This window comes from Mycobacterium sp. BMJ-28, from assembly GCF_054404835.1.
Genome location: NZ_CM136783.1, coordinates 1,049,869 through 1,072,158 on the forward strand (window position 1 = coordinate 1,049,869; position 22,290 = coordinate 1,072,158).

A 22,290-nucleotide genomic window follows, 5' to 3' on the forward strand; every position below is an offset into this window, starting at 1 on the left:
TCGTGTAGCGGCGGGCAGGTCAGGATGAAGTCGTAGAGGAAGTCGCGCTTCTCCCGGTCTTCAGTGTGGTCGGCGACAAGCGCCAGCAGTGCCTGTAGTGCATTGTCTCCGGGTTCAACGACGTCGTCGTGGTTGACGGTGGTGCAGGCTATAGCCGGCCGCCGACATTCCGGGTTCCTGCCGGAGGGCCTGACTGTCGGACAGGCCGGGCACAATCAGATCCATGGCTGCCACCGACCTCGCTGATATCCACTTGCCCGCGAGCGCTGTCATCGAACTCCAGGCGACAGATCCGACCCGCTGGATCCACGGCCACGGGTTCCCGGTTAATCGCCAGTGGTGGACAGTCGAACTCACTAAGCACGGCCTCGATGACACGATCCTGGGAGACAGCATCAGCCGCAGCGACCTCTTCAACATTGCACAGCCGGCCCTCGATGATCCGGCCGCAGCGTTGACGCTGCTATGGAACTCACTCGCGTGGGGGAGCGGAGACAGTCAGCGCAACAACAAGGCCCGGATAGCCTCGATCGCCGCGGACCCCGACTCCGCCGCAGCCCTTCTCCAGGAGGCCGCCCGGCTCAGCCGCACCGATCCCCGCGCCGCCTACGACCTGCTCCGCCCGAAAAACAAGACCGCGATCAGCGACCTCGGGCCAGCGTTCTTCACCAAGTACCTGTACTTCGCCGGCGGTGGACGCGGTGACCATCGGAGCTGCATCCTCGACCGCAACGTCGCAGCCTCGCTCAACCGCACGTGCAGCTGGGCGACGCTGCCGATTGAAGGGGCATGGCTGGCGAGCGCATACGAGCGCTACGCCCTCCTTCTGGACCGCTGGGTCGATGAGCATCACCTATCTCGGCATGACGTTGTCGAACGGTGGCTGTTCGAAGACGGCAAAACCATAAAGCGATAGAACAGCGCGCCAAGCTGATTCGTCTGCCACGGCGGGACCTTCCGCAACCGGGCCGATCCCGAACAGCCGGTGGGGCGGAGTCTTGATGACGGCTTAGCCCAAACCCACGGCCTTCAGTTCTCCAGGCAAGAAGGCTCCGCCTACTGCCCCCTCGTCCGGTGAGCCTGGCAACTACCTACTCTCGTTTGTTCGCGTCGTAGGCTGTGGCGGCTAGCTGCGCGAGGATGTACTAAAAGTCGAGTGACGGGCGCTGGTCGGTCGCTTGCCTGATGAGCCGCAACGTGTCTTCTATTGGAAGGTGCGCTGATTTCACGATTTCTTCCGCTGACAATCCGTATTCATGCTCGATTGTCTTAATGGCCCGCTCGACGAGTATTGGTGACTCTGGTTGACCCATTTCGCGGTCGCCAGGTTCAACTGTCCGCCATCCGCGGGCAGAGATATATTTCATCGAGTTCTGGTAAGCGCTTGGCGTTAACAGGCCGAGGCTCCGCGCGCGAAAGAGCATGGCGCTTATTGAGATGCCCCACTCTCGCTTCATTCGCGCGAGCTTTTGCCATGCGTGACTATCGATCTTTCTGGGAAGCTCCCCAACTGCTACATCCACCGGCAGCAGGAATGATGCAGCGAAGTCGTGTGCCTGTTTCTCGATGCTTCGATCGTTTGGATCTGCGTGAGAATGCATAACAAGATGGCCCAACTCGTGCGCGGCATCGAACCGAGATCGTACATAATTGCTTTTATCGTCTGTGAGGAGAATCAATGGGCGGTGCGAGAATCTCACCGAAAATGCGTCGACTGATTTCGCATCCAGGAGCAAGCGTGCAACGGGGACGCCATGACGCTCAATCTCCCTGACGACGTGAGGTATCGGGTCGTGGCCCAAGTTCCATTCGCCGCGAACCGCGGCAGCGGTGTCCTCGATGTCCTCGCGAGTAGATGACGGCAATACATCGAAACGCGGGATCGAGACCTCCGGCAGACGCACGCGGGTGCCGAGTGCCGCTACGAGATCATTGAGAATGAGTGCGAGGGCGCCGGCCCTTCGTCGGAGCCGCACCGGCGTTGCAGCGAGGTCGCGGAAATAGGGCACATTGTCCAACGCGCCATCGGCTGGTGCATTGCTCCAGGCCACATAGAAGAAGTCGATAGGCACCTCGAGCGCCTCGGCGAGGTCGCGCAAGGTGTCGCCCGTTGGTCGAACCTTCCCGGCCTCGATCTGGCTGAGCGCCGCGGGCGTGACAGGCCGACGCATCCGCTTGACCGCTTCTTGCTGAGTTAGCGCCCTGAGGTCTCTGGCTACTCGGATGCGAGCGGGATGCGGAATCCCGGCGGTGTCGGACTCGGCTTGCAACGGCTCGGCGACCCCCTCTACCTGCACTGGGAGAACTTAGCAGATTAAACCGCTACACCTAGCGGCGGCCAAAAATTAAGTGTAGAGCGAAAATGCGTTGCAAAATTTCCCGTCGTCTCATAAATTGGGATCGGAATCGATCGGTGCTGGCCTCCCCGCCAAGGAGAAGAGGACGAAGTGGCGCATTGTGATCACCCTGTCCGCGAGACGCGGCGCGGCGTTGGTCCGTGCCGCGTGGAGGCGGAAGTGAAGCGGCGCAACGGACACCCAAATTGGTGGTGCCGCACGCACGGTATGGCCGCCTCCAAGCCCGACGGCACCGCACTCGAGAGTTGCCCAGGATCCTGGCTAGACCCGATCCCTGACGCCGACTGCCTCGATCTTGATGCTGCGATCGGCGAGATCGCCGTGTGGGGCGTTGTCCCGCCGGCAATTGAGTTCGGCAGTCCCGAGATCGAGCCGGGTCGCGTGCACGTACATCGACGTCCATCTGGGCAGGTTGACAAGGACATCGATAGCTCTTTCGCCATCGTGACGGTGCACAACGGCGATAGCACGCTGGTGATCGAGGGCATGGCCGCGGTCGCCTATTCCCTGAGCGAACTCTCTGGCCGAGTGGTGACCCCGCTGAAGTGCCCTCACTGCGGAGAGACGCATATCGACGAGCTGATGTTTGCGACCCGGCCACACGCCAAACACCTCTGTAATTCGTGTGGTCGCAACTTCTTTGACCGTGAGCCGAGCATTTCGAATCCGCTCGCTGACGCCAACAAGCAACTTGGCCTTCCTCAGCCGCCTGCGGCGGAGCGAGCGGACCGGCCGCTTGAGATCTCCACCAGCGACTACAGCGGCATCGCGTTGTGGCCGTCAAACGCGGCGATTGTCTCGACGATGGCTCGTCCGGAGGAGGAAGGAATCCACGTTCACGCCTGGGACCTCAACGGCAAGATGACGATCGATGAGACGTTTTCGCCTGTCGTCATCGACGGGTCCCTGATTAACGAAGGAGACCTTCGGCTGCTTGCTGTCCAGCGCGCACTGGCCGATGGCGCGCCAATCATCAGTAAGAAGTGTGATGGATGCGGCGCCAGCTTGGCGAGCCCTAAAACAGGTTGGATGGAGCCGACTACTAAGCACTATTGCAGCAGCTGTGGAACCCAAACATCGACCCGGCGTCGCAGCTTTCTGAATCCCATCGCCACCGCCTTCGGCGGCGCCTGAGAATTGGCGCCAGAGGCAGAGGCGAACTGCATTGTCTTCGGGATTTCACCTAGAGATGCAGGTGCGGTGATGGGGAAAGACGTACCGTGAAGCGATGTTTGGCACCAACGTACTCCGACCATGTCGGCAGGTTCCATAGCACCAGCCCTCCTTGTCGGCCTGCTGTGGTCCACTGGGGGACATGACTGCACCGCTACTGATTGACCAGCGATCAGCCTCGCTTATGACATCTGGGCAGGGGATGTGCACGCCTGGATGGCTGGTCGGCGTGTGTTCGTCTCCAGCCTCATCACGGATATGCCTGCAGAGCGCGCCGCGGTCTGGCGGCAATCAATGCGGTCGGTGGGACGGCGGTCATGTTTGAGGACCTGGGTGCGCAGGACATCTCAGCCGAACAGGCATACCTCTCTGGCGTGCGGAGGTCAGAGATTTACGTCGGCATGTGGGGGCCGCGGTATGGCGTGCGTATGCCCGATGGTTACTCCGCAACGCATGCCGAGTTCCTGGAAGCCGAGCGCAACGGACTGCGGCTCTGCCTGTATGTGCACGATGAGCAGTCCGGCGCGATGGACGGTGCGCAGCGCGACCTGATTGCCAGCGCCCGGAACCTTTACACCACTAGCCCGTGGAGCTACCCCGCCGACCTTGAACGACGAGTTCGGCGGCGTCTCGAGGAGTTGGCGGCTGAAGATCTCGCCCGTGGGTCCGCGTTGGCCGAACTGCGTTTCGCGCAACCGAGATTATTTCTGATGGTCACTCGATCACCATTAGCGCCGACATCCTTAGCGATGCCGTTCACGCCGAGCTGGTTCGCATGCGCGACGACCGCGGCCGAGTTCTGCAGTTCAGTGCACCTAATGTTGCGCACTCAGTGCAGTTTGCCGAGCTTTCTACCAGGACAGTGTCGACGGTGGGGCATCATGAGAGTCTGAAGCTGACAGTGCGAGACCAGAATTCACCGAGCTTGCAGCAAGTTTCGATCAATGGCATCCCGCACGCAGAGGTGGCGCGGCGAGCACTGTCCGATGGTCTCATTGGCACTTCCACGCTTCGAGAGGCGTCGTTCCTCGCCCACCCAACTGATCCCCTCGCGCCCCTGCGAGGGCTGATGCTTGATGACAGCATTCTGAGACCCGTGGCGCGACTGCTGTTCGGCGAAGGATTACTCACCGGCGGAATTGCAGCGCGAGTCGACTCTTTCGCATTGGGCCCGAATCGTCAGGGGAGTCGCCGACTACGCGCGACATGGATTCCCGTTGGGCGGTTCGCAGACGAGCAAACTATGAATACCGTCACGATTGACGGCACCATTACTGGACTGTGACAGTCCCGTCGAACAAGTGGGACAACGCGACTGCCCTCGATTCGATTAGTATGTCCGATCGCCCTCGTCCAAGCCCGAAGGGCCTGCGTGTGTTCCCGCGTACTGAGAGCTGTCGACGGCGGTCGACCGACGTGCCACGAACCGGTCCTCGGACTTAGAACTCTGCACGTTACTGTCTCCTCGGGAAGGCGGAGATACGCTTCGTGGCGCGCGCATCAATCGACCGTGTATTTTGTTTGGAGGTCGCGGTTCGCGTCCGGTCGAAGGCTCGACGGGGACAGAAATTGTCAGTTTCAAATGGTCAGAACATCAAGCGCCTAGGACGGGCGGTCGTCTTTGTACATCAACACGATCACCGTATAACCGATCCCCTTGTCCGGGCGGAAGTTGAGATTCTACTCCTGACCGGCAAGGCTATGGACTTTGCAGCCCGCCTGAAAGGTCATCAGCCTTTTGTGACACTCACCGACGGCCTTGTGCGACGCTATGCTGCACACGCAGGGCTGGGCAATCTTGAGTTGACAAACACGGTTTTGCCGGCGCTAAAAAGGGCTGACTTGATCGACTATAAAATCACCAACGGCGAAATAGTTCATTTAGATGAATATATCGGGGTCAGCGCTTCGTTGACTGAGCAAACAGTATATCTTCTCGAAGCGTTATCACCCCGAAGGTCTGATTTAGCGTTTCTCCACTCAGTTGAAGTGGGTGCTGTCGCTCCACTTGCAGAGAGTCAGCATCTCGAGCAGATCGTGGGCCGGGGTTTTACTGACGAAGAAGCAGCTTTGGCACTGCGCCTTGCCCGTGCGGTTGCGCTCAACCTGACTGCACCGTCAGCTGAACTTAACGAGCTAGTGATTTACAGCCCCTACGTATGGGGCACTAAGCAGCTTTCACTTGCAAAGTTCCTTCGTGGATTGCCTCCGAATGAGCGTGACGCCCTACTCGGAATGAGTGAACAGGTGCTCTCAACGCCTGGGCTGCACGTTTCCAAATTGGCAGGATCGCAGGCGATAGTTCGGAGCGCGCAAAGTTCCGGATTGATCCAGGTTGCGTCGGTCAGAACCGCCACGGGTGCGAATTCAAGCTATGCCTTCTCTCCACTGCTGGAGGCGGAGGACGATCTCTGTACAACAACCGAGGCACTTCATATGCGGAAATTGTTCGTTGCCCACATTCTCTTCGGCCACGAGAAGTCGCAGTCTGGGCTTGGGAGAATTTCCAGCCCATCAGTATTAGTCAGTTCATTGATAAACAGAGGCCGAGTAGGGCCGGCAACCAACATCGGAACCGACTATCGCTTACTAGAGGCTGCGGGGGTGGTTGCGGTCGAGCCTACCGGAGGGCGTGCATACCTCAGACTGATCAAACCTGAGATCGCCAAGGCGGGCCTCGGCTGGATCGAAAAGATCACTGACCCGACTGGCACCGCTGACCTGACTCTATCCCAGAAACCAGCCGTGTTCGTGAATCCGGAGGCCGCGCGAGCGTCCGACACGACTGGAGCTTCGAATGAAATCATGGTCTCCTCTGTCAACGAGCTCAGAAGGGAGATGCAACGTGCCACCCGCCGCGAAGACCCCTGGGCTTGATCCCGGGACCAAGGCCGAGATTCGAGTGGCGCAGACGTGGTTCTGGGATGGCCAGTACGTGCGACGAGGTATCGACCTCCAACATCGCTTCGGGCCGGATGTATCTCTGGTTACCGATCTCGATGTTCTTGGCATTTCACTTGATCCCTCTCTCGTGCCACGGCGGAGCATTGGAGAGGTCAAATCCGGCTCATCAAAAAGCACTCCACGCCCTCTGGACCGAGCACTGTGGTTGAGGGGCCTTCGCGAAGTAGTCGGTGCGGAGTCGGCTGAGATCACAACAGCGTTTCGAGCAACTAGTGTGGTGCGCGACGCTTGCCGTCGCCTGGGAGTAACTATCCAGCACCTGGACGAATTAGCTCTGCGGGAGTCACGCCTAAGGATTAACGATGTCGAAGACGTTGGATCACAGGGCGAAACGGTCGCCCTAAGACGGGCGTTCGTCGCTTCGTTCGTGAAGTCGGATCCGATGCTAGAACGCGCTTACTGGTTCTTGGTCTCCGAAGTATGGTTTCTGGATTGCTTCGATGCCCTCAAGCGCACATTGGGCTTGATTCGACAGCTGAGCAAGATCTGGCCACCGGAGTCGGATGTCGAAGCAAATGGAGTTGCACGGTGGTTCTTGGCCGAAGCAGTCTCGATAGCGATGGTCAACCTGGCAATTGTTGCTGGCCAAGCAAACACGATGGATCCAAAGTCGTTTTTGGCTACCGCAATGGCGAAGCTGTCTTCGGGCGACATCCCATTCCATGCGATGCGAGCCCTGTCCGATCGAGTTGATGAGTACGTGGGGAAGCTACTCGCCTCTCTAAACGCACCGCCCGAGATGCAAGCTAACGCACTCGGAGCATTTCTTCCCTCTCCACCTGACTATGCGGATCCGCTCCTGGAATTGATCTCAAGATTCGCAACAGAGGCGTCTGCAACCGCTCGCTTGCCTCGCCAGCTAGATGCAATTTTGTTCGAACGGTTAGTCCATCGGCGTGAGTTGACCGCGGCTGCCTATGCACGACTAGATATGTCGCCTTCGACTGAGAGGCTTATTCGTCTCTTCGCAGCCTTCCTACGTGGACAGTTCAATCTCGCAGACGCAGTTGACAAAGCTCTGACGGCACCATTGACTTCTGCCCTTAATAATTTGCCGGAGGAATCAACGGCAACTATTGGACTGACTCTGCCGGAAAAAGCGCTAATCACGAATGAAACTGTAAGAGGGGGCACGCAGCAAGAAAGACAAGCTGAGCGTATATCTGGGGCTGGCGATGGCGGCGTGGTGCCGAAGATTGTCAAAGGAGAATCAACTTTGGGCCGGCAACAGCGCAGCCGGTTTGAGACGAGCCGTAATCTCATGGTGATCGAGAACAAGACGGATAGCGCAGTATTAGATGTTGACTTTCACTACGAGAGTCCAGACGGCGCTCTGGTAGCGGACTTTGACATCCTCTCAGGCAAGCACAATCGGACGGATCAGATAGGTGCTCACGAGTCTGTGACGTTCCCCCTCGTGCAAGCCTTCGGGTCGCCCAGTACCGCTGTATGTGTAGTCGAGTACACAGACAAGCAGGGCGAACGACGGTTGACTCGCACCAATATACGGGTGCCGTAATTTTAATTGAGGAGCTGAGAAGCGCGTTTGCGTACTCTCCAAGACTGACTGTCGTTCCGCAACTGATTGACTACCCGTTCGATCTTTGGCGCCCGTAACGCTACGGGCTCTAGTTGCGTAAGAGTATTCAGTGGTACATAAATCCCATCGCTTTGCAGGAATTCACTGAGGCGTTCGATAGCCATTTCGCCGATGGCATCGTGTCGTTGGCAGCTTGTGCTTAGGGCACCGGTAATCGCGAACCGAACCCTCGGATCTGGATCACTACTCAGCGCGAAAACCATTGCTAACATCCAGTCGGGTAGTGAGCTCGCGGAGAGCAAGGACAGATGCCGACCTGCTTGACGACGTATCTGTGCGTCGGGACTTGAGGTAAGCGCTCGAAAATATTGAGCGGCTATCTCGTGGCTGAGAAACTCGTAGGCATAGGCGAAGGCGAGACCCTCAACAAATACGTCTTCACTGTAAGGACCGTCGAACGCCCATCGGTCGGGCTCAGTGATAAGCGACGCGAATTGATCGCGGTACCTCAAGGCGAGTTTCTCTGGTAGAAAAGGCAGCTCGCGCACAAGCACATCGAAGGCGCGTGACTTTGCGCGCCGCGCCACGAGAGGATTCACTAGGAATTCAAGTAAGCCTGTCCATGCTTCATCGTCTGATGATTGAGACAAGAGCACTGCTACGATTTCCGCCGGCTGCACGGTCCGCACGGCGAAAGTGTGGGCTGCCGCCTCATTCGCCGCCTGCGCCAGGCCCGCTAGTGCAGCACGTTTGGCGGTCTCATATAAGTACTCCGGCAGTGGCGTTTCAGTCCTTAGATAGTGGTTGATGTTCTCAGCTACGTCGTTCAACGAGCCGCCGGCTTCTGCCGCTAAATCCGTGCCCACAGCGAACGCGCTGCGAATGGCCGCCGAGGTATCTGTCGTGCGTCCGTCTGATGTTTGTATCGTTGTCAGAGCAAGCCAGAGGTCCTTCAGGTCGGTATCGACATCGGACCACTCGATGCGGCGAACGATCTTCGCGATCACTGAGTCGAAAGCCTGGTCATCAAGTCGATCAGGGGTTGCGTATTCCAAAAGTTCCCTCGCGAGCTCACCGGCGGTTCCTGCTGCGGCCGCTAGCGCAACGGCTGCAATCCATGCGTCTTCGTCTTTGGAGAAGTCGGCTTGCCAGTGAAGCGGTGCTGTCGTTGGACCGCCTCGACGAATCAACGATAGGACCCTAGTGAGCGTTTTGAACGCTTCCGCGGGTGCCATGACTTCCGAAGCTGCTGCGAGAACGATCATCTCACCTGTTCGAAGTGCGTGATCGGACGTTCGCGTTGATTCGATTCGGCGTCCGTCCGCTAGGAGAGCACTTATCGGGCCGGCAAAAGTCAGATCGTTTACGAGCAGCCGCAGTTCAGCGTCGGCCCCTGCCAGGCGAAGGAGTCGAAGGCCGTCGTCTGCAACCGCGGCAGGCAGCGTCGGCATGAACCTCACTAGACGCATTGTTGCGAGCTCTCTACGAGATCGATATACCTCGCGGTGCCCAAGGACCTCGAGCCGTAGATTCTCGAAATAATGGTCAGGTCCATAGTCGGTAGGTATTGCGCGACTCATCTTGATCCTGAAGGTGTTATCCAGCCACCGTCGGTAACCTCCCAATTGGTCGTCTTCGAGGTCGTCGGTTAGGTAGCCCATGTCAAAAGATGGCAAGCTGAGACTGAAACCAGCAGATGCCGATCTGAGGGCGTCGAGTAAGTTCTCGATTGCAGCGTCGGGGGTGACTTCAGCGTCGGCGCGGAGGGCGAGCTCAGGCGACGAGTCGAACTCGACATGCTCGATCAGTCTCCGTACTTCGTTCAGGTGAGATTCTGTGGACCCACCTATGTCGTTGCTACGTAGAGCGCGCTGCTGCAGGATGAGCATCCTGCACAGGTTGTCGGATGGGGAGTGATCGTCGATCAGTTCCAGTGCGTTATCAATGAGACGGAAGCATGTGGGCCCGTCGTCGCGATCACTCAGAAGCGCACATGCAACCAAGGTGAGTGCCGTCAGTTTCGCCAGGTCGTGCCGAGCGCTATCAGTGGCCAGGCTATCAATCAGTACGTCTACAGCGGAGTCGTCGCCGCCGAGGGCGTCAAAAATGGCCCTTATGGATACATCCTGAACTGGTTCTTCGAAAAGGCTATGGTGAATTCGACCCTGCATAGCTTTGGCCAACTCGGTGCTAGGTGACAAAGGACTGCCGCCGGCATGCCCGCGCCGCGTGAGGAGATCCGGTTCAATTACGGCTATAAGCCATGCAAGATTCACCTCAGGTGTCCTCTCTGTTGATGGCGATCTGAAGCGGGTGTCCCGCTGATGGATAGGTGTCTTCCTGGGACAGTGCGGTGTTGTGTCTGTTTACTATCTCCGAAATGAATCCACTGATACGAAGGCCAAGTTGCTCGTCGTTGTCTGCGAAGCGGAAGGTCAGCTGATATGGCTGGCTGTCCTCGTGTTCCATCTGAGCCATCTCCATCAATGCAGTCATCGACAAATCACGGTTGTGACCCACTGAGATCGCTCTCGCATGCGAGCTGCCTTCGTCATAACGGCGTCGAAGTTCTTCGACTTTGAGCCTCGTCATCGTTCGACGCGCTATGAGGTCGTGCGAACGGTGTGCAGATAACAGCACGTTCGGCGGGAATTTAGAACCGGAAATGAAGCGATCTGCCACTTGCACGCGCAGGGAGCCGGCAGACTCAACTACGTTTTCGTAGATGCGTTGCCAGGAGTCGTCCGCGTCGGCCTCCAGGAGTAGTTCGACGAGCACCAGGCCGGTGGGTGGGCTAAGCAGCGCCGCTCGTTGAGCCTTCTTCGCAGCGTCGCGAATGTCAGTTCGAAGTGTTGCGATGTCGTCGACTATGTCCCTAACCCACCGGATGACCTCACTATCTGCGTCCTGCGGCTTCACTACATTCGTGTGCCCGCGGTTGACCGCTGTTCGAACTTGGTCACTGTGGATACCGAAGGTGGCACTCGCACGGTCGACGATCCCATCTAGTCCGCCCACTATTGCCCACAAAGGGACTTTATACTCCCGCGGGTTCAGTTCGACATTGCTTTTTGTATCGACATGGTCGTTGATGAATTGGTGGAGATCTTGCTGGTATGCGCTAGTAGGAGCGAGTTGTTCGCACTCGCCCACGATCTCGCGGAGAATCGGGTATTCGGCAAGTCGCGAACCATCGAAGGGCGTGGCGATGAAGATAGCCCCGGCCAGTACATCAAGAAGTCCGGGTTCCTCCCTGCGCTGTATTATGTAATTGCGGATCGCATCTATTGATATAAGTCCGCCCATGCTATGCGCGGCTATGTAGATTTCATCGTACTTCCTCGATAACTCGTGTAGTCGCTCTGTCAGTATCTCCGCGACTTCGGGCACCGTTGGTCGTTCAAACCCCATACGACGGTGGCCGCTGAAATAATCAAATAGCGCTACGTCCATCGGGTCTCGTGACAGATCGTCGAAGACGAATTTTGGAAAACGTTTCCAAGTGCTGTAACCGTCGCCGCCGAGGCCGTGAACAAAGATGATTAAGCGTTTAGCGCGCCGATCTCCGTTATGCCGGTGAAGGTTTAGAAAAGCTTCATTGAAAGGAAACGCCTGGAAAAGGGGCTGATCCCGTGCATTGACCAATGTTTAGCCGACCCCTAGTTGGACGTCGGAGTGACCGGTGATCGTAAGCATCGACCAATCGCCAGTTACCAGCTGTACGTCTCCAGGAGCACCGTGCGCCATGGGTTAACGGTAGCGGGTGTTGTGTCTACGCGTTGCGAGGGGGCCTGAATGAGTGCGGTGTGGTTAACACGCCGGCAGTGGAGGCTGCGGACCGACCGCCGGGGCATGCCGACGTAGGGATTTCCTTGGACAGCGATCATTACTCACAAGTTTCTGCGTCCAGGTCAGCTGACCACTGGCGCGCCTAAGGTGCTGCCTCATCTACCTGCATCTCACGTCGGCCGTCCAAAGCGGCGTACATCGTCGCGACGAGCAGCTCGCTCTGATTCGCGATCGGATAGGAAATCTTGCGCTCCCGCTTGCCGAAGAATGCGCTTACGGGCTGGTCCAGCCATTGATCGATCCGAGTGGCAGTGATCGGCGCCTTCGGTCCGTAAACGAGGCACATCAGAAACGGGGGAAAGCTAACCATCCAGAAATCGATATCAGTCGACGGACCTTTCCCGAGGTCAAAGGTAACCGCTCGCACACCACTGCTGAAGTAGTTCAAGCCAGCGTCTGCAAAGGCGACATGAAGACTGAATGGTTCGATTGACGTCGGCTCACCTGACAGGTAGGCAGAAGTCAAATGCGGATGGTCGTCATGAAGGCTGCGGCTTTCCTGGACTGCAAGAATCATGCCGAGAATTTGTCGTGCGATTCGTCCGGGATGCAGATTCTTCATCTGCTTAGAATGGGTATCTTTGCCGTGCTCAACCTCTAAACGAAAAGCGCTGCCATCGGGCCTCTGCAACCGCCACAAGTCCGTTCTGGCGCCTCCGGTCTGGTACTCGTATGTCGCAGCTGCCAAATTTAGGTGGCTTAGTACGTCATCTCGCCACGCTGTATATGCCTGAGGTAGCCCTCGATGGCTTGCGAGATTGTTACAGGACGCGCAGAGGGACGGAATGATGTGGCCGTCGAGGTAGCTCTGAACGACGACAAGTGCACCGTCCTGCTCGTTGTAAAGCGTCACCTGCGAGGAGTTATCGGCAGCCCGAGGCGGCAGGTGCTCGTCCGTCATCTGCGTGTAGACGAGGCAATGCCTGCACCAGTCGAGCTCCATACTCTTAGATTGTTCAGACCTAGTTACCCGAGCGCAACCACGCGGCCGAGGGAGAAGCTGGTGTCGCGGCGAACCGGCATTGATCCTAATCGAGCCCTTGAAAGGGATACTGATGGCATCGGGTCGTTGGATGTGTGAGCCCCTCATGCGGAGACTAGATAGGTTTGTTCGAGGTGAAAGCTCGCCGGGTTCGGTCGACCCATTTAGCGCCGTGCAGTTTGGACATCAAGGACAACCCGGCGCGCCGTCCACACCAGAGCTCCCGCGACTGCACCGATTACACCTCCCCAGGTTCCGGCCCACCCGGCGCGATCACCCACATCCGAGGTGCTCGAGAGCCCTATCAGTAAGGCGACAAGTACGGCCAATACCGCTGCTCCGCCGCTCCAGGTTGCGGCAGTCAAGACGAATGACCGGCCACGCGATGCCGTGGTTGTGAGGTACTTGCCCTTTTCCAGCCCGAGCACCTGCGGTTGTGGAAACACTTTTCCTAGCACGCAGCCGAGAAGGACCGCGAAACCAACCAATAGTACTTTCCGGCCCGGTGCGTGACCGAACATCACAGCCATGATCGTGAGGGCAAAAGTAACGATCATGACCGAGACGGTCGCGACCGTCGGAAGGCCTGACGGGCCGTCGGACGAACTCATAGGCCTCATAGTATTGGCTTCTCTACCCGACAGATGCGGAGGCGACGCTCCAGAATCACGGTTGCAGTAGCGCGAACAGCTCAAGCAGTTGTCGCACGTATGTTCGAGAGATGTTGCAAATTCAAAGAGGTCAGCATGTACCGATGCGGCCTCTTTTTGTTTCTAACTCGGCGTGTCGGTGGGTGCCCCTAGCATTCGACCCCTGTTGAATGTTTCGAGTCCCGGAAGGTCGGTACACGTTCCGAGCTCTATTTGCCACCTTCTTCTATTGAGGTGACATGTACCGATGGTGTTGTTTTAATTGCCTTGGACCAGTCCGTATGCTCATTGTCGTATAATTGGAATATGGCGACGGCTGGCGACAATCCAATCAACTCAAAAAATGACGATCTCCTGCGGCGTGCGCCAGTTGCAACTGCTTTAGCTAGAGAAATTAGGCGTGTAGACAGTTCCGAGGGATATGTATTTGGTGTAATCGGTCCGTGGGGGTCCGGGAAAACATCGGTACTCAATATGATGCAAGAAGAGCTCAATGCGGAGCCTGCGTATACCGTAGTGAACTTCAATCCATGGATGTTTTCCGGCACTGAGCAGTTAGTGGAAGGCTTCTTTCATGAGTTGTCTTCCCAGCTCAAGGAGTCAAATCGAGAGAAGTTCGGCAACATAGCCTCGACAATTGACACCTATGCGAATCTGTTTAGCCCCCTGAGCCTTGTGCCGTGGGTGGGCGCTTGGTATGACCGATTCCTCAAGGTCACGAAAGCGGCGCGACAATATGCTGAAAGCAATCGCAGCAGTGTTAACGCAAAACGCAATGAGCTTCGAAAGCTGCTCTCACAGCTTGATCAGCCTATTGTTATTACGATCGACGACATTGATCGTTTGAGTAGCAGTGAGATTAAGGACCTATTCAAGCTCGTTCGACTGACCGGGAACTTTCCGAACCTTGTGTATGTGTTGGCCTTTGACCGCCAACGCGTCGAAGAAGCGCTCAAGGACAGTGGAGTTGAAGGCCGCGCATATCTCGAAAAAATCGTCCAACAAGGCGTTCGCGTGCCCGATGTATCCAAAGGTGATCTGATAACACAGCTGGGTGATGCTCTCAGCGAGGCGACGAGCGACATCGAAGAGTTCACACATTTCAACCAGAACGCCTGGGCTGATCTACTCGCAGAAGTGGTGGCACCGCTCGTCAGAAATATGCGTGATGTACGGCGATACGCAGCGTCGTTTGGCACGGTTGCTCGCGACCTCGGTGATTCAATGGAAGTTGCAGACTTGCTAGCGCTGGAGGCGGTCCGGGTCTTTCTTCCGGACAGGTTCGAGCTGCTAGCTCAGTCCCAAGATGCATTAACGACATACCGTGAGCGACAGCAGGCAGAGTACGAGGGTCAGATCAAAGCCATTGTGGAGGGTGACGAACCTACTCATAGTGTCATGACATCTTTGATCAAGAGAGTATTTCCCCACGCGGCAAGGTATGTCGGCGGAACGATGTACGACAGCGGCTGGGAGAGTACGTGGCTGCGCGAGCGTCGGGCTGCTCACGCAGATATTTTGCACCTCTATTTCGAACGAACGGCTCCGGAAGCGCTGTCCTATTATTGGGATGCCGAAAAAGCATATTCGATGCTGGAGCGCCACGATGAGCTCGACACTTTTCTACGAAGTCTCGACGTGAGTTCTCTTGATCGAGTTGTCTCAGCGCTTCAGCATTTCGAGCAAGATTTCACGAAAGCAAGCGTCGTGCCGGCGAGTACCGTACTTCTGAATTTAATTGATAGCTTGCCTGATGGTCCGAGGCGTTCATTCTTCCATCTTGAGCCAGAGGCGCGGGTTCGAATCACGGTCTACCGCTTACTTCAGAAGCTCGAGTCTGCTGGAGAGACGGAAGACGCTGTTGCCCAGATTCTCCCTAACCTGCCGACGTTGTCTTCGAAATTCCTACTGATCAGCTTGGTCGGCCATCGGGACGGCATTGGGCACAAGCTGGTGCCGGAAGATGCGGAAACTGCTCTCGAGAGCACCATTGTCGCAGATATATCGGCCGCTTCAGCCGAAACCCTCGCTAAAGAGTGGGACGTGCTTCGAATATTAAGTACGCCTGTCTACTGGGAATTGCGGGAGAGTCCGGTGCTTAGCGATTTTTCGTATCCTCCGCTTCATAAAGCTGTTCTTCTGAAAGCTCAATCGCACGTAGCATCACAGATGGTAGGGAACCGGGCAGTAGATATAACTACTCGGCTACATTGGGAAACGCTCGAACGCATCTACGGCGATACAGGCGGACTGCAGCGGGCAATAGAATCTGTGGAAACACTCGCGACTGATAACGACGAAGAGCTGAATAGTGTCGTTGCACTAGCGAAGAAGTACTTGGAAGGCTGGCGGCCTGAGAGCTTTTGATCCCATGCCCCTCCTCGTTGATCCCGCCAAGTCGTGGAGAACGAGCCTTCGTTACCATAAGTAGCGGAGCGGGCGGTCAGTTCAATTTTATTGTTTGATCGTTGTTTTGCTTTATAATTAATCTACTATGAATGTTGAGTCTTTAGCCGATATGTCTAATGATGGGATAGGTATTGAAAAACAAGTCCGATCGCAGGTCGAGCGATCTGGTGCTGACAGCTTGCCTGTCACTGCCATGGCGGCCGATGATCTTCGCAGTATCGCGTGGTCGGGCAGCCCCACCCATATTAAACATGTAGAAGCCGCTTGGAAGTCAGGGAGTCTCGAGTATCTGGTCGTGAGAGCACCCAGTGGCCAGCCAATCTCGATCGGCGCAATCGACTACCAGGCGCATGAAGGCGCGGGAACATTGACGCAGCTCGCCACCATGCCAGAGCTGCAGGGACTCGGTGTTGGTTCGCGTTTGGTCAGTCAGCTCGAGGAGAGGATTCGTGTCCGCGGACTAAGTTCTGTGTTACTTGCAGTAGAGGAGAACAATCCCCGAGCGCAAAAGTTGTACGACAGACTTGGTTATGAAATAGCGGGTAAAGCCGAGGAGTCATGGGAAAGCGAGGACGATAATGGGAACCGATACACCCACGTAGCCAACGTAGTACTGATGAAAAAGGAACTTCTCCAATAGGAGAAGATCACCCATCAAATTGGGTGTAGTCCATGGCCCGCCTCACCCACCACACCTACTGCGCTCAGCACCGTCTCGTCCGTGAGGTCTGGCTGACCGATCGTCCAGCCCTGACGCGGCTGCTGCCGAATGAGCAGTGGGATCTGCATGACTTCTTCGCACCGACGTACGACTTCAGTGACGACGAACTTCGGGAGTATCGGCAGAAGATCACCGCCCTGGACCCGTCGCTGCCGCAGCGGGCGGGACGGGCGCTGAGGAGGCTGGAACAAGCAGTACTGGTGCAGATCGCCGAGGCAAAGCTTCGGGAAGCCCAGCCGCGGCCGGAGCCAGGCAAGACGAAGCGGCAGTCCAAGAACCAGATCCTGACCGTCCGGTCGTTGGCCCATAAGCAGCCAGATATGCAGCGGATGGCGAAAGCCTTGCTCGGGATGGCGCGGGAGATGGCCGAGGCCGATCGGGCGAAGAAGGCGTCCTCGCCTCATGATGAAGACTCTGCGGCCGCCGCTTGAGCCGCTTTGTGCTCACGAATGACGTGCCAGACCTTGTTATGCCCGCAGCCCACCGCTGCGGCGATTTTGCGGGTCGACCGGCCTTCGAGATGTAGATCGATGATGTGCCGAGTGGTGTCATCGGGAACGGAGCGCCAGGCGGTGTCGATGCCGGCGGCCCGGAGGTACTTCCGGATGGTGGTGTAGTCCCAGCCCAGCTGCCGAGCCACGGCCGCCACATTGTGCAGCTCATGCCACACCGCGAGAATCTGTTCGATCTCCGCTGGTCGGAGCTGTTTGGCTGATCGGGGGAGCGGTGGTGTCCGGGGCTGGCGGCTGCTCTTCTCGGCCGCAGCGACCACTTTTTCTAGGTGTTGAGCCTCAGATTGATGATTGCAGTAAGACTGCAGCACCCGCACCATCGGTTGCTTATTGCAATCGTCACGGGAACGGTTCGTCCCGCTGGGTGAGCGCGTATAGATAGCCTTCTCACTCGGGCGGGCTATCGCGCACGTCAACCAGTGCTGACGAGTATGTGACAGCCGAAGAAAAGCCGGGGCAGGGCTGTCGGTGCACCGTCCTAGCATCTAGGCATGGATAGCGCCTTCGCGAAGCTCGGTCGCGCCAAGGAGCACCGTGACCGTTTCGCTAAGGAGATCAAGGCGTTCGACGCCGCCAATCCGTATGACTGGACATTCCACGAGGTCGAGCCACCACCCCATCCCAACCTGGCCGAGTATGAGGTCAAGGCCCGCGTAAAGAGTCAGGTCCCTGATGCGTGGTGCCTAATCATCGGCGACATACTCACCAACCTCAGAGCAGCCCTTGATCACGCGCTGTTCTCGCACGTCGAGAGCAGGCAGACGCTGACCGAGAAGCAGGAAAGCCAGCTCCAGTACCCGGTCGTCATCGACGCGAAGAACTGGTTCGGTGCCCCCGCCGTTCCGGCGACAGCTACGGCCCCACACATTCCGAAGATCGAGAGTAAGCGCGACAAGCTTGCGCCATTCGTCAGCGCCAAGGTGCTGACCGCGATCGAGAAGACTCAGCCGTTCAGTCAGAGTCGAGTTCCGCCACCGCACGCCCCGCTCGCGCTTTTGACCACGTTGGTCAACCACGACAAGCACCGCCGCCTGCACGTCGTGAGGTGGGTGAACGAGGAATTTATAGTGCGCCATTCTGATTGGGAAGTCGTTGAGGTCAAGACGGATCAGACCGTGCTCACTGACGGAGCCGTCATGGCGACGGTGACAGTCAAGCGCAAGATCGCATTCCCATGGCAACGAGCCGACTTGCGCGGCGGCATGTTCGACGTAATGGTCGGGTACGGACCCGCCATCAGAGTGCCCGATGGATCACTGATTCCGGCGGGAACGATCTGCCATTACTTCATACGGGACGTGGAACGCGCCCTGCACGCAGTGAGACGCGCGAGCCGCTAAATCAAAGCGGACTCTCGTGGAGGGAGGCTGCACGACGCAGGTCCTTATCCGGAGTTCCTCGGTGCCGGGATGAATGAGTTGTTCCAGAGTTTCCTGGCGCCGGCCGCGCTGGTCAGTACCGTTGCGTGGCGCTGACCGAAGGTGAGAAAGTTCGCCAGGAGCGTTGAAGCGAGGATGGGCGCCAATCGAACGATCCGGTTCGGTCAGTCGCCCATCCGCAGCCGAACGCCGCCAAAATGGCGCAGGTGCTGCTCGCATTGCCGAAGGAGTCGGCCGAGAAGGATCGCTGAGAACAACAGAGCGATAAGGATGCGGCCTAGGTATCGCGGCCGTGTGTATCGCGCATCTTGACCCCGCGCTTCTTGAGCTGGCACCAGACGGTGCCGTGGTCGACGCGGAAGTGCTGACCGATGCGTGCCAAGGACTGTCCGTCCCGGTACAGCTTCTCCGCCTCATCGATCTGCTCGTCCGTGAGGCCACGCTGGCGGATCTCGACGCCCTCGCGCTTCAAGGTGGCCGTGACGGTCGTGGGGTGGATGCCGAAGTCTCTGGCGAGTTCGAAGGCAGCTCGACCAGCCACGTATCGGCGACAGAGGTCAGCGGTTTCGTCGCTGGTCAGGCGCTTGGTGCGAGGTGCCGGCCGTGTTACAACTGGACGTGGAGCTGAGCGCTTCGCCTCAGATCGCGCGCTGGTCAGCAGTTCAAACAGCCCCTGGCCAGTGGAAACATGATTCGAGTAAGAACTCACTAGCCCCACCATGAAAACCCCAGCCGGTCTGGGGTTTTTTCATTTGTCCCGACACTGCCCGCACGCCGGCGGCTACGGGGCCGCGGCATCGTCGGCGTCGTGCAGGGGTCGGCCGCGGTTGCGGTACAGCGCGGCATCGGCCTGTGCGTAGAGCGCCGCGATGTTGGCGACGGGCGAGTTCTGACTGGCCGTGCCGAAACTGACCGCCGGTGTCCTCGCCCTGACGGTGGCGAGGAACCCGTCGATGACCTCGGGTCCTTCCCCGAGAATGCAGACCGCGAACTCATCGCCCCCTAGTCGCGCCAGCGCCGCATGTCGAGGGAGGGCTTGGCGCCATTGGCGCGCGTAGTCGGTGATGCGGCGGTCGCCGGCGTGATGGCCGTAGGTGTCGTTCAGGATTTTGAGTCCGTCGATGTCGAGGGCGACGACGGTCACCGAGACGGGCGTCGTCCGGAACCGCCTGAGCAGATCCGAGGTTGCGATCTCCCAGCCCGCCCTGTTGAGCACACCGGTCAGTGGGTCGGTGCACGCGGCGGTGAACATGGCCCGGATGAGCAACCCGAAGGACTCGGCCGCGGCGGTGATCGCGACGGTGATGATGACAAACGTGATGACGCCCACGTGCGGTGCCGGGGAGATCGCGACCGCGCCCACACATGCGATGGTGAGCGCGCCGATCAATAGCCAAGCCTGTCGGGGTTGGTGGAATGCGCGCAAATACATGGCCAGGAACATGGGGGCGATCAGGCAGACATATTCGGCAGTCATCGTGATGTGAAAAGCCATCACGACGGGGGTGGCGACAATCGCGGCTGCGGTGGCGAACATGGCGCCGTCCGGTGCAATAGCCAGGTATAGCAGCGCCCCGAGCCCGAGAACGATGGCGATGATCCCGCCGGTCGGGTTGCCGTAGGCAATGTCGGTGCGCACCGGAAACAGCGTGAACACGACGCCGTAGCCGTAGAGAAACGTGGTACCGGCCAAATAGATTCGCAACAACCGCACCCGCTGCTTGCGCCCGAAGCTTGCATCGGCGCCGGCCAGCGAATTCAGGCGATACATAACGCCAACCTTCCGCTGTCGTGGGCGGTCGTCAAATGAGCAAATATCTCGACTACCCGAATGCACCTTCACAAAGCCGGCTCATATAGATAATGACGCACATGATGCAGGTGCGAGACGCGGTGCCGGACGATGCACTGGCGGTGGCGGAAACGCACGTGCGTTCCCGGCAAGTGGGCTACGCCGGGCTCATTTCGCAAAAGTATCTCGATGCACTACGGCCGGAGGAAAAGGCCACGCACTACCGATTTGAGCGAATGGACCAGGTGAATGGGCCCTATACCCTGGTCGCCGTCGACGACGGTGTCGTGTGCGGGCATGTGACGCTGGGTCGCTCACGAGAACGCGATCACCACGATTCCGGCGAGATCTGGTCGCTCTACGTCGATCCGACGCGCTGGGGATCCGGGGTGGGAAGCGCACTCCTGGCCGCCGCCTGCCGGCAGTTGCACCGGGCCGACTATGACTCCGCCCACCTCTGGGTGCTGGCAACCAATGTCCGCGCTCGGCGCTTCTACGCGCGGGCGGGCTGGACCATCGAAGGGTCCGAACGAACCGATTTCATCGGCGGCAAATACATCTGCGAGATCAAATACGAGTTGGATCTCAGCGTTGGCGCAGAACGAATCTCGGGGTGACGCGCACTCTGCGACCGGATCGGCGCAGAGTTAGCCGACGCGCGGCGCCCCGTTCGATGGTTCCTTGATGCCGGTAACGGTCCATGCCGACACATCGGAGAGCCGGATCCGTAGGGCCTCGTGTTCGACCACGGTGCCTGCGACGTAGCAGCGAGCTTTGCGTAGATGAAGAAAGACCCTGTCTTGCTCGGCCTCAAGCGCCGCGATGCGGCCGGCGACATCGTCGGCCTCGTTCCTGGTGAAGAAGTTGGCGACGTAGTGGCCGAAGTACGTGTTGGGCACGGTTATCCCGGTGGCCACGCCCCAAGGCAGGTACAGCGTCACTTCGATGCCGACCTTGTCGGCTTCGGTATCGATGTGCCGCAAGATCGCGTCGCTGCCGACCACGGCACCGGAGTCATAGGAGGCCATTCCAGGATCGTAGAACACTCTGCGTTCCAGGCGAAGAAAACCTCATTCGAACGGGGTAGATATTTTCCATCGGTTTGGGTAGAGTGTCTGGGGTAAGCAGAGAAGAGGGCGATGGCGCGGGAGATGAACTACCCGTGATGTCAAAGGGAATGATCGGCGGCGGTCGGAACGTGATAGGTCGCCGTGCAAGTGCAGTATCTCGCGAATAGAAAGAAGGGAGGGGTTACCGTCGGATCGCCCGCGGTGTTGATTGTCGGGCCGATGCCGCAGTTTTCAAGCAGTGTCGATAGATGGTAGTAATCTCCTCAGGGCCGGTGGCCCCGGTGCGCTTATGCCGGGGCCACCGGCCCTATCTCCATGGGCAAGCAAATCGCCCCGAAAGGTGTTGGTGGTACACACGAAGGACGAGTCTGGCGACCGTAATCCGGGCGACAAGATGGATGACGAGGACTACCCCGCTTACAGCATGGGCAGCGCCGCGCAAATCCTGGGAACCACCCCGGGGTTTCTGCGAAGCCTCGATGAGGCGAAACTCCTCACGCCGCAGCGTTCGGAGGGCGGACACCGCCGATACTCCCGCTATCAATTGCGGATTGCGGCCAGAGCGCGCGAACTCGTCGATCAGGGCACCGCTCTGGACGCGGCATGCCGAATCATCATCCTTGAGGACCAACTCGCTGAAGCCCATGCCATCAACTCCGAACTGCACCGCAGCCTTGATGCCCGAGACGCCGCAGCGGGTGGCGATCCCGAGGCCTGAATGCCGAGGGGCGCTTTGGCGGTGGTCAAAGTGTGGCTGGCCGTGACCGCCTGACGACCGCCGCCGCCCGAGCCCACCGATTCTGACTCAGTTTCCAGCAAAACGCTTATTTGAGTGCCAATTTGGTGCGCTCACACGTCACGTTGGCCACCTGGCCGAATCTTCCGATGTTTG

General features: G+C 58.2%; 20 protein-coding genes. 11 read left to right on the top strand and 9 right to left on the bottom strand.

Features of this window, described 5'->3' with window-relative positions:
* The first annotated feature begins 223 nt into the window (after nucleotides 1-223).
* A complete protein-coding gene (locus ACXPWS_RS05240) occupies nucleotides 224-916 on the top strand; it encodes an 8-oxoguanine DNA glycosylase OGG fold protein (RefSeq protein ID WP_458711425.1) in 693 nt (230 codons plus the stop codon).
* A 229-nt stretch (nucleotides 917-1,145) separates the two neighbouring features.
* Here ACXPWS_RS05240 and ACXPWS_RS05245 read toward each other — a convergent pair whose 3' ends face one another.
* A complete protein-coding gene (locus ACXPWS_RS05245; RefSeq protein ID WP_458711426.1) occupies nucleotides 1,146-2,297 on the bottom strand; it encodes an ImmA/IrrE family metallo-endopeptidase in 1,152 nt (383 codons plus the stop codon).
* Between the two features lie 267 nt (nucleotides 2,298-2,564).
* On the opposite strand from ACXPWS_RS05245, the gene ACXPWS_RS05250 reads away from it, so the two are divergent.
* From ACXPWS_RS05250 to ACXPWS_RS05265, 4 genes are all read left to right on the top strand, one after another.
* A complete protein-coding gene (locus tag ACXPWS_RS05250; RefSeq protein WP_458711427.1) occupies nucleotides 2,565-3,491 on the top strand; it encodes a hypothetical protein in 927 nt (308 codons plus the stop codon).
* Nucleotides 3,492-3,847: 356 nt separating this feature from the next.
* On the top strand, nucleotides 3,848-4,423 hold the full coding sequence (locus ACXPWS_RS05255; protein WP_458711428.1) for a DUF4062 domain-containing protein: 576 nt from the start codon (nucleotides 3,848-3,850) through the stop codon (nucleotides 4,421-4,423).
* Between the two features lie 595 nt (nucleotides 4,424-5,018).
* Nucleotides 5,019-6,407, top strand: coding sequence for a hypothetical protein (locus ACXPWS_RS05260; protein ID WP_458711429.1), 1,389 nt, complete (start codon nucleotides 5,019-5,021; stop codon nucleotides 6,405-6,407).
* A complete protein-coding gene (locus ACXPWS_RS05265) occupies nucleotides 6,376-8,013 on the top strand; it encodes a hypothetical protein (RefSeq protein WP_458711430.1) in 1,638 nt (545 codons plus the stop codon). Before ACXPWS_RS05260 ends, ACXPWS_RS05265 begins: the two co-directional genes overlap by 32 nt.
* A gap of 2 nt (nucleotides 8,014-8,015) precedes the next feature.
* Here ACXPWS_RS05265 and ACXPWS_RS05270 read toward each other — a convergent pair whose 3' ends face one another.
* From ACXPWS_RS05270 to ACXPWS_RS05285, 4 genes are all read right to left on the bottom strand, one after another.
* Nucleotides 8,016-10,310, bottom strand: coding sequence for a hypothetical protein (locus ACXPWS_RS05270; RefSeq protein ID WP_458711431.1), 2,295 nt, complete (start codon nucleotides 10,308-10,310; stop codon nucleotides 8,016-8,018).
* Nucleotide 10,311: 1 nt separating this feature from the next.
* Nucleotides 10,312-11,679, bottom strand: coding sequence for an esterase/lipase family protein (locus tag ACXPWS_RS05275; RefSeq protein ID WP_458711432.1), 1,368 nt, complete (start codon nucleotides 11,677-11,679; stop codon nucleotides 10,312-10,314).
* A 286-nt stretch (nucleotides 11,680-11,965) separates the two neighbouring features.
* On the bottom strand, nucleotides 11,966-12,826 hold the full coding sequence (locus ACXPWS_RS05280) for a hypothetical protein (RefSeq protein WP_458711433.1): 861 nt from the start codon (nucleotides 12,824-12,826) through the stop codon (nucleotides 11,966-11,968).
* A gap of 203 nt (nucleotides 12,827-13,029) precedes the next feature.
* Entirely contained in the window at nucleotides 13,030-13,476 is a 447-nt protein-coding gene (locus tag ACXPWS_RS05285; RefSeq protein ID WP_458711434.1) for a hypothetical protein, read from the bottom strand.
* Nucleotides 13,477-13,821: 345 nt separating this feature from the next.
* On the opposite strand from ACXPWS_RS05285, the gene ACXPWS_RS05290 reads away from it, so the two are divergent.
* From ACXPWS_RS05290 to ACXPWS_RS05300, 3 genes are all read left to right on the top strand, one after another.
* Nucleotides 13,822-15,882, top strand: a complete 2,061-nt coding sequence (locus ACXPWS_RS05290) for a KAP family P-loop NTPase fold protein (RefSeq protein ID WP_458711435.1) — start codon at nucleotides 13,822-13,824, stop codon at nucleotides 15,880-15,882.
* A 127-nt stretch (nucleotides 15,883-16,009) separates the two neighbouring features.
* Nucleotides 16,010-16,564 carry a GNAT family N-acetyltransferase gene (locus ACXPWS_RS05295; protein ID WP_458711436.1) on the top strand — a complete coding sequence of 185 codons (555 nt, stop codon included), beginning with the start codon at nucleotides 16,010-16,012 and terminating at the stop codon, nucleotides 16,562-16,564.
* A 32-nt stretch (nucleotides 16,565-16,596) separates the two neighbouring features.
* Nucleotides 16,597-17,076, top strand: coding sequence for a hypothetical protein (locus ACXPWS_RS05300; RefSeq protein WP_458711437.1), 480 nt, complete (start codon nucleotides 16,597-16,599; stop codon nucleotides 17,074-17,076).
* On the opposite strand, the gene ACXPWS_RS05305 is transcribed toward ACXPWS_RS05300, so the two are convergent.
* Nucleotides 17,046-17,477, bottom strand: coding sequence for a hypothetical protein (locus ACXPWS_RS05305; RefSeq protein ID WP_458711438.1), 432 nt, complete (start codon nucleotides 17,475-17,477; stop codon nucleotides 17,046-17,048). The genes ACXPWS_RS05300 and ACXPWS_RS05305 overlap by 31 nt on opposite strands.
* A gap of 171 nt (nucleotides 17,478-17,648) precedes the next feature.
* On the opposite strand from ACXPWS_RS05305, the gene ACXPWS_RS05310 reads away from it, so the two are divergent.
* On the top strand, nucleotides 17,649-18,497 hold the full coding sequence (locus ACXPWS_RS05310; protein ID WP_458711439.1) for a hypothetical protein: 849 nt from the start codon (nucleotides 17,649-17,651) through the stop codon (nucleotides 18,495-18,497).
* Between the two features lie 316 nt (nucleotides 18,498-18,813).
* Here the strand turns inward: ACXPWS_RS05310 and ACXPWS_RS05315 are convergent, their stop codons facing one another.
* Together ACXPWS_RS05315 and ACXPWS_RS05320 are read right to left on the bottom strand one after the other, a co-directional pair.
* Nucleotides 18,814-19,245, bottom strand: a complete 432-nt coding sequence (locus ACXPWS_RS05315) for a hypothetical protein (RefSeq protein WP_458711440.1) — start codon at nucleotides 19,243-19,245, stop codon at nucleotides 18,814-18,816.
* 72 nt (nucleotides 19,246-19,317) lie between these two features.
* Nucleotides 19,318-20,298, bottom strand: coding sequence for a GGDEF domain-containing protein (locus ACXPWS_RS05320; RefSeq protein ID WP_458713418.1), 981 nt, complete (start codon nucleotides 20,296-20,298; stop codon nucleotides 19,318-19,320).
* Between the two features lie 101 nt (nucleotides 20,299-20,399).
* On the opposite strand from ACXPWS_RS05320, the gene ACXPWS_RS05325 reads away from it, so the two are divergent.
* A complete protein-coding gene (locus ACXPWS_RS05325) occupies nucleotides 20,400-20,945 on the top strand; it encodes an N-acetyltransferase family protein (protein ID WP_458711441.1) in 546 nt (181 codons plus the stop codon).
* A 30-nt stretch (nucleotides 20,946-20,975) separates the two neighbouring features.
* On the opposite strand, the gene ACXPWS_RS05330 is transcribed toward ACXPWS_RS05325, so the two are convergent.
* Nucleotides 20,976-21,356: a hypothetical protein gene (locus ACXPWS_RS05330; RefSeq protein ID WP_458711442.1), complete on the bottom strand. Its 381-nt coding sequence runs from the start codon at nucleotides 21,354-21,356 to the stop codon at nucleotides 20,976-20,978.
* Nucleotides 21,357-21,792: 436 nt separating this feature from the next.
* On the opposite strand from ACXPWS_RS05330, the gene ACXPWS_RS05335 reads away from it, so the two are divergent.
* Entirely contained in the window at nucleotides 21,793-22,116 is a 324-nt protein-coding gene (locus tag ACXPWS_RS05335) for a helix-turn-helix domain-containing protein (protein ID WP_458711443.1), read from the top strand.
* Nucleotides 22,117-22,290: the final 174 nt, after the last annotated feature.

Coding starts and splice junctions, on each gene's coding strand:
- ACXPWS_RS05240 (WP_458711425.1), top strand. CDS start 224: ATGGCTGCCACCGACCTCGCTGATATCCACTTGCCCGCGAGCGCTGTC.
- ACXPWS_RS05250 (WP_458711427.1), top strand. CDS start 2,565: ATGGCCGCCTCCAAGCCCGACGGCACCGCACTCGAGAGTTGCCCAGGA.
- ACXPWS_RS05255 (WP_458711428.1), top strand. CDS start 3,848: ATGTTTGAGGACCTGGGTGCGCAGGACATCTCAGCCGAACAGGCATAC.
- ACXPWS_RS05280 (WP_458711433.1), bottom strand. CDS start 12,826: ATGGAGCTCGACTGGTGCAGGCATTGCCTCGTCTACACGCAGATGACG.
- ACXPWS_RS05285 (WP_458711434.1), bottom strand. CDS start 13,476: ATGAGTTCGTCCGACGGCCCGTCAGGCCTTCCGACGGTCGCGACCGTC.
- ACXPWS_RS05290 (WP_458711435.1), top strand. CDS start 13,822: ATGGCGACGGCTGGCGACAATCCAATCAACTCAAAAAATGACGATCTC.
- ACXPWS_RS05295 (WP_458711436.1), top strand. CDS start 16,010: ATGAATGTTGAGTCTTTAGCCGATATGTCTAATGATGGGATAGGTATT.
- ACXPWS_RS05300 (WP_458711437.1), top strand. CDS start 16,597: ATGGCCCGCCTCACCCACCACACCTACTGCGCTCAGCACCGTCTCGTC.
- ACXPWS_RS05305 (WP_458711438.1), bottom strand. CDS start 17,477: ATGGTGCGGGTGCTGCAGTCTTACTGCAATCATCAATCTGAGGCTCAA.
- ACXPWS_RS05310 (WP_458711439.1), top strand. CDS start 17,649: ATGGATAGCGCCTTCGCGAAGCTCGGTCGCGCCAAGGAGCACCGTGAC.
- ACXPWS_RS05325 (WP_458711441.1), top strand. CDS start 20,400: ATGACGCACATGATGCAGGTGCGAGACGCGGTGCCGGACGATGCACTG.
- ACXPWS_RS05330 (WP_458711442.1), bottom strand. CDS start 21,356: ATGGCCTCCTATGACTCCGGTGCCGTGGTCGGCAGCGACGCGATCTTG.
- ACXPWS_RS05335 (WP_458711443.1), top strand. CDS start 21,793: ATGGATGACGAGGACTACCCCGCTTACAGCATGGGCAGCGCCGCGCAA.